Origin of the sequence: Kocuria sp. ZOR0020, from assembly GCF_000800955.1 — a bacterium.
GTDB lineage: Bacteria > Actinomycetota > Actinomycetes > Actinomycetales > Micrococcaceae > Kocuria > Kocuria subflava.
In genome coordinates this window covers 1-5,638 of record NZ_JROX01000137.1, presented here as the reverse complement: position 1 = coordinate 5,638, position 5,638 = coordinate 1, and the positions used below count along the sequence as shown (strand labels likewise).

The 5,638-nt window shown below is 63.7% G+C and carries 6 protein-coding genes and 1 tRNA gene; 4 read left to right on the top strand and 3 right to left on the bottom strand.

Annotated elements, in window-relative coordinates; genetic code table 11:
• Positions 1–61: 61 nt before the first annotated feature.
• A complete protein-coding gene (locus L979_RS08665) occupies positions 62–553 on the bottom strand; it encodes a YajQ family cyclic di-GMP-binding protein (RefSeq protein ID WP_047691660.1) in 492 nt (163 codons plus the stop codon).
• Positions 554–683: 130 nt separating this feature from the next.
• Here L979_RS08665 and L979_RS08660 point away from each other — a divergent pair, with 130 nt between their 5' ends.
• The 3 genes from L979_RS08660 (at position 684) to trxA (ending at position 1,714) form a co-directional block, all read left to right on the top strand.
• Positions 684–1,058, top strand: coding sequence for a hypothetical protein (locus L979_RS08660; RefSeq protein ID WP_156125515.1), 375 nt, complete (start codon positions 684–686; stop codon positions 1,056–1,058).
• A gap of 96 nt (positions 1,059–1,154) precedes the next feature.
• Positions 1,155–1,236 (top strand) — tRNA-Tyr (locus L979_RS08655).
• A gap of 91 nt (positions 1,237–1,327) precedes the next feature.
• Positions 1,328–1,714: a thioredoxin gene (trxA, locus tag L979_RS08650; protein WP_255349601.1), complete on the top strand. Its 387-nt coding sequence runs from the start codon at positions 1,328–1,330 to the stop codon at positions 1,712–1,714.
• 68 nt (positions 1,715–1,782) lie between these two features.
• Here trxA and L979_RS08645 read toward each other — a convergent pair whose 3' ends face one another.
• Together L979_RS08645 and L979_RS08640 are read right to left on the bottom strand one after the other, a co-directional pair.
• Entirely contained in the window at positions 1,783–2,553 is a 771-nt protein-coding gene (locus tag L979_RS08645) for a VIT family protein (RefSeq protein ID WP_081994144.1), read from the bottom strand.
• 101 nt (positions 2,554–2,654) lie between these two features.
• Positions 2,655–3,611, bottom strand: a complete 957-nt coding sequence (locus L979_RS08640; RefSeq protein ID WP_047691651.1) for a DNA-3-methyladenine glycosylase — start codon at positions 3,609–3,611, stop codon at positions 2,655–2,657.
• A 400-nt stretch (positions 3,612–4,011) separates the two neighbouring features.
• Here L979_RS08640 and L979_RS08635 point away from each other — a divergent pair.
• The coding region (locus L979_RS08635; RefSeq protein WP_081994138.1) for a DEAD/DEAH box helicase at positions 4,012–5,638 on the top strand (1,627 nt) is incomplete at its 3' end.

Sequence of the window (5,638 nt, the reverse complement as noted above, 5' to 3'; positions counted from 1 at the left end):
GTCACCAGATCTGGTGACCACCGCCGTCGTCGTGAGTCGGGGTGGTGTTGAGCTCAGATACTCAGCGGAAGTTCACGAACTGGAGGTCAACCTCCACGTCTGAGGACTTCAGCAGGTTGATGGTCTCCTGGAGGTCATCGCGGGACTTGGAGGAGACGCGCAGTTCATCTCCCTGGATGGTGGCCTTGACGGACTTGGGGGCTTCATCGCGGATGATCTTGGAGATCTTCTTGGCCTGGTCCTGGGCAATGCCCTCCTTGATGGAGGACTCGATGCGGAACTCCTTGCCGGATGCGTAGGGCTCCCCGGCATCCAAGGACTTCAGGGAGATGCCGCGCTTGACCAGCTTGGACTGGAAAACGTCCAGAACGGCTTCCGCCCGCTCTTGGGAGTTGGCCTTGATGAGGATCTTCTCCCCGGAGAAATCGATCTCAGCGCCAACTCCCCGGAAGTCGTAACGCTGCGCAACTTCCTTCTGCGCCTGATTCAGGGCGTTGGAGACCTCCTGCTTGTCCACCTTGCTGACAACATCGAACGTTGAGTCGCTGGCCACGGGTTTTGCTCCTTTGTAGGGGGTCCGGGCCTGGCAGGTCCCGGGTTTCTCACCAGCCAGTCTAGAGGTGTGATGGATTTGTGATGAGAGTCTGAGGACTTCCGCAGACAGATCCGGCACACTGCATGACATGAGCGAATCGTCGTCAAAGGTGTCGCCGGATCCGCAGCGTCGCTCGCGGATCGCCAGCGGTGTCTCACACCTGAACCGCCAAGCGGCCCGCACAGGCAAAGCTGCTGTGGGCACGGTCCTGGCTGCCGCCCTGCTCTCCGGAATGGGCGCCACACCGGCTGCCGCCTTGGAGACCACCGGGGAGCTGCCGGTGGTCAGTCCGGACCAAGGTGTCCTCTGGGACAACGCACCGGTGGCCACAGAGCCTTCCGTCACGCAGCGACTGGGCGGGGTTGCTGAAGAACTGGACCGCGCCGTCAGCCGCGGGGAAGTGACCTTGGACCAGGCCCTGGCATTCTTCGCCCAGATCCAGGCCCGGGCAATCGGTCAGTGACCCACGGATTTGGCCGATCGGCCGTGATTCAGTAGGGTTGTACCGCTCCCGTCCAGGGGCACGTTTGACTCCACCCACGGTGGATCGAACGGACTCGGCAGATTACCCGAGCGGCCAAAGGGGGCTGACTGTAAATCAGCTGGCACTGCCTACGGGGGTTCGAATCCCTCATCTGCCACAAAATCCCGGAACCACGCGGTTCCGGGATTTTTTCTTGCTACTTCCACTTCTGGTGAACGCACAAGACACCTCCACGCAGGGTCCGTAGGGTGGAGCGCATGGCTACGGTTGAAATCACTCAGGAGAACCTGCAGGAAACCATCACCGGTAATGACATCGTCTTGCTGGACTGGTGGGCTGACTGGTGCGGTCCGTGCAAGCAGTTTGCACCCACCTTTGAGTCCGCCTCGGAGAAGAATCCGGAGATCGTCTTCGGCAAGGTGGACACGGAGGATCAGCAGGCGCTTGCCGCCTCCGCCCAGATCTCCTCCATCCCCACGCTCATGGCCTTCCGTGAGGGCATTCTGGTGTTCTCCCAGGCCGGTGCGCTGCCCGAATCCGCATTGGATCAGGTGGTTGAAGCCGTGAAGAACCTGGACATGGACGAGGTCCGCAAGCAGGTTGCCGAGCAGCAGGCCGGGGAAGCCCAGCAGTGATGCGCTGAGAACGCAAACAACACGTGGGGCGGGTCCGATGGACCCGCCCCACGTGTGTTGATGTGGGCTCAGCCGACTGCTCCGGTGCCCAGCATGGAGCCGATGGCGAAAGTGGCAGCCAGAGCCAGCGCGCCGCCGATCACCAGGCGAAGTGCTGCCCGCATGCGGTGAGGGGAGCCACCCAGCAGTGCCCCCAGCCACCCCGTGATGGCCAACGCCACCAAGACCACGCCGAAGGTGAGGGGAATCGCGATTCCCGCAGGCGGGAGCAAGATGGCCAGAATCGGCAGCATGGCCCCGGCCACAAAGGCCAGGGCGGAGGCGATGGCAGCGCCCATGGGGGAGGGGATGTCGTCCTCGTCGATCCCCAGCTCAAAGGACAAATGGGCCTTGAGGGCGTTGTGTTTGGTCAGATCAACTGCAGCAGCACGAGCAATGTTGGGTGACATTCCCCGTTCCTCAAGAATCTCCACCAGCTCTTCAAGCTCTTGTTCCGGCATTTCTTCAAGTTCCCGCGTCTCCAATTCGATCAGAGCCTTCTGGGAGTCTTTTTGGGAGGAGACGGACACGTATTCGCCCAGGGCCATGGACAGGGCGCCTGCGGAGAGAGCTGCGGCAGCCACCAGGAAGATGGCTCCACGATCGGCCGAGGCTCCGGCCACCCCCACCACAGTGGCTGCCACGGACACAATGCCGTCATTGGCACCCAGCACGGCAGCACGCAGCTTGTTCAGGCGCTCGCTGTAGTTTCCACTCTGGGGTTCGATGTGCACTCGCTGCTGACGAGTTCGGAAAATGTCCGGGCTGGTGTCCGGAGTTCTGGTTTTTGCGGCGTTCATGGAATGCATTAAACGCCTGTCCGTGAACACTTTCCAGGCAGGAAAGGCTGTGCTTACTTTTGGCAGCTTCCGGGCGGCTCAAAGAAAAGGAAAGCCTCACCTCATTTGTGGCGGTGATCCTCAGGGGTCAGTCGAGGTCCCTTGGCCTGGGAACGCCATCCTGAGGCGTACATCAGCCGCACGGCTCGCTGCCGATTGCCTCGCCACGGCTCCAGCAACTCCATCATGCGGGAATCATCCCCGCGGTGCCCGTCAAAGAACTCCGTGACGTGATGGGCCAGGTGATAGTCGTAGATGCTCACCGAATCGGGGTCACCGTGGGTGATCTGCAGGGTTTCGGCAATGGTCCAGGGCCCCACACCCTTCAGTGATGCCAAGGCGCGGCTCAGATTATTATCCAGCGGAGCACGGTTCCAGCGGTTGAGGCCCGAGGCCCGTGCCACCACTGCCTGCACAGTGGCTGCTCGGGCTGGATCAACTCCGGCGCCGTGCCAGGCCCAGGACGGGATGGATCGGATGGTTTCCGGGGCGGGAAACACTCGCATCCCGCTGGGGGCCGGCCCGGGAGCCGGATCTCCGTGAGATCGGCTCAACCACCGCTGGGCACGCACGGCCTCCCCGCCGGTGACTTTCTGCTCCAGGACCGTACACACCAGCGTGTCCACCAGACGCCCGGTGGCGATCAGCCGTACGCCCGGGTGCTCGCGGTGAGCGCGACGCCAGGATGCAGGCAACTGCTCCCAGGACGGGGATGAGGTGAAGGCATCCCAACTGTCCGCCTCGCCGGTCCACAGCGGAGCCTCCTGCAGAAACGCCTGTGCACCCGGGCCCCACGCATGGACCGCAATGTCTCTGTGCAACGTCGGGCCTGGGCCCACACGGGCGAACCGGGCCGTCACCGGAGCTGAACCGACGCGGGTGGTGACCCACACGGCGTCGTCGTCCGTGATGCGTGCTGTGGGATGGGTGGTGCCACGGGTCAGCCCCCGCATGGTGGCACGCAGATTCACCGGGGTGGACGGGGTCCACCGGAGGTGAGCGGGGTTCTGCTGGGCCATGCGGACATTTTTGCACCCGGGGCCGACGCCGCCGTAGGCGACATCAGCCCAAGGGCGCAGCCGTGGTCAGTGGTGAAATGCGCGGTGTGCGTGGTCACCATCCGTACCCACGCCGGTGCCCCTGAGATAGGGTGGGGGTATTCATTCCGGTCCATTCCCTGGATCTTCTTGGCTCAACGGCACACCCGTCCCTGTGTGTGGATGTGGTGGCCTGCGGTCCATTCACTCAAGTTCTGCCGCCTCTGACCAGCTGTGATGCTGAAGCGTTGTGCGGCTCATGACGTTCGAACTCCCGATTGCGGGTGGTTCATGTTGGGGAGCACCGGAGCCACAAGAGCACCGCACCCATCCCTCAAGGAATGGGTGAATCGTGCCCTGAGACCGTAGGGAGCCCCCTGACATGACCGAATTCACACCCAACGAATCCCAACTTGAGACCGAACAGGACCTGCAGGAAGCTCAGTCGAGCCACCAGCAGGAAGCTGCTGCAGCGGAACCGGCCGGTCCCACCTTTGCCGACCTCGGTATTGACGGCCGCGTGTTGGCCGCACTGGAAAACATCGGGTACGAAAAGCCCTCACCCATCCAGGAAGCCACCATCCCTCTGCTGCTGCAGGGCCGCGACGTGGTGGGCCTGGCCCAGACCGGCACCGGCAAGACCGCGGCCTTTGCCGTGCCCGCGCTGTCCCGCCTGGCCGAACTGGCAGACCTCAACGGTCCCAGCTCCACCACCAAGGTCCTGGTGCTGGCACCCACCCGCGAACTTGCCTTGCAGGTTGCTGAAGCCTTCAGCTCTTACGCCGTGAACCTGGAGGACTTCACCGTGCTGCCGGTCTACGGCGGCTCCTCCTACGGGCCCCAGCTGGGTGGTCTGCGCCGTGGCGCCCAGGTTGTGGTGGGTACGCCTGGCCGTGTGATCGACCACCTCAAGCGCGGATCCCTGCAGCTGGAAGACCTCCAGTACGTGGTGCTGGATGAGGCTGACGAAATGCTGCGCATGGGCTTTGCCGAGGACGTGGAGACCATCCTGTCCCAGACCCCGGAGGAGAAGCAGGTTGCCCTGTTCTCCGCCACCATGCCGCCTGCCATCCGCAAGATTGCCCAGAAGTATCTGCGCAATCCGGAAGAGGTCACGGTCAAGGCCAAGACCACCACGGCCAAGAACATTCGCCAGCGCTACCTGCAGGTCATGGGCCCCCACAAACTGGAGGCCATGACCCGCCTTCTGGAGGTGGAGGAACACGACGGCATCATCGTGTTCGTGCGCACCAAGGCCGCCACGGAGGAAGTGGCGGAGAAGCTGCGCGCCCGTGGCCACGCCGCAGCCGCCATCAACGGTGACATCCCGCAGCAGTTGCGTGAGAAGACCGTGGATCAGCTGCGGGAAGGCAAGATCGACATCCTGGTGGCCACGGACGTTGCAGCCCGTGGCCTGGACGTGGAGCGCATCTCCCTGGTGGTCAACTACGACATCCCTCACGACACCGAGTCCTACGTTCACCGCATCGGCCGCACGGGCCGTGCCGGGCGCACCGGGGACGCCGTGTTGTTCATGACCCCGCGGGAGAAGTACCTGCTGCGGGCCATTGAGCGCACCACGCGTCAGCCCGTGGAGCAGATGCCCATGCCCACGGTCGACGACGTCAACGCCACCAGGCGCCAGACCTTTGCCCAGGGCATCACCGATGCCATCGAGGGTGAGGACCTGGGCTTGTTCCGGGACCTGGTGGACTCCTATGTGGCTGAACATGACGTCGACCCCGTCGAGGTGGCTGCAGCACTTGCCGTGATCGCTCAGGACGGACGCCCGTTCTTTGCCGAGGAACTGCCGGAGCTGTCCAAGCGCAAGGACCGCGAGCGTCGTCGTGACGACCGCGACGGCGAGTCCGGTGGCCGCAACCGGGCGCCGCGTTCCGAGGAGGGCAAGGCCACGTACTGGATGGCCGTGGGGCACAAGCACCGCGCTGCCCCCGGGGCGATCGTGGGTGCCTTGACCAACGAAGGCGGATTGAACGGCAGCGACATCG

What these genes read in the sequence shown, in the direction of transcription:
- L979_RS08660 (WP_156125515.1), top strand. Translation starts at nt 684, where the DNA reads ATGAGCGAATCGTCGTCAAAGGTGTCGCCGGATCCGCAGCGTCGCTCG.
- L979_RS08640 (WP_047691651.1), bottom strand. Translation starts at nt 3,611, where the DNA reads ATGGCCCAGCAGAACCCCGCTCACCTCCGGTGGACCCCGTCCACCCCG.
- L979_RS08645 (WP_081994144.1), bottom strand. Translation starts at nt 2,553, where the DNA reads ATGAACGCCGCAAAAACCAGAACTCCGGACACCAGCCCGGACATTTTC.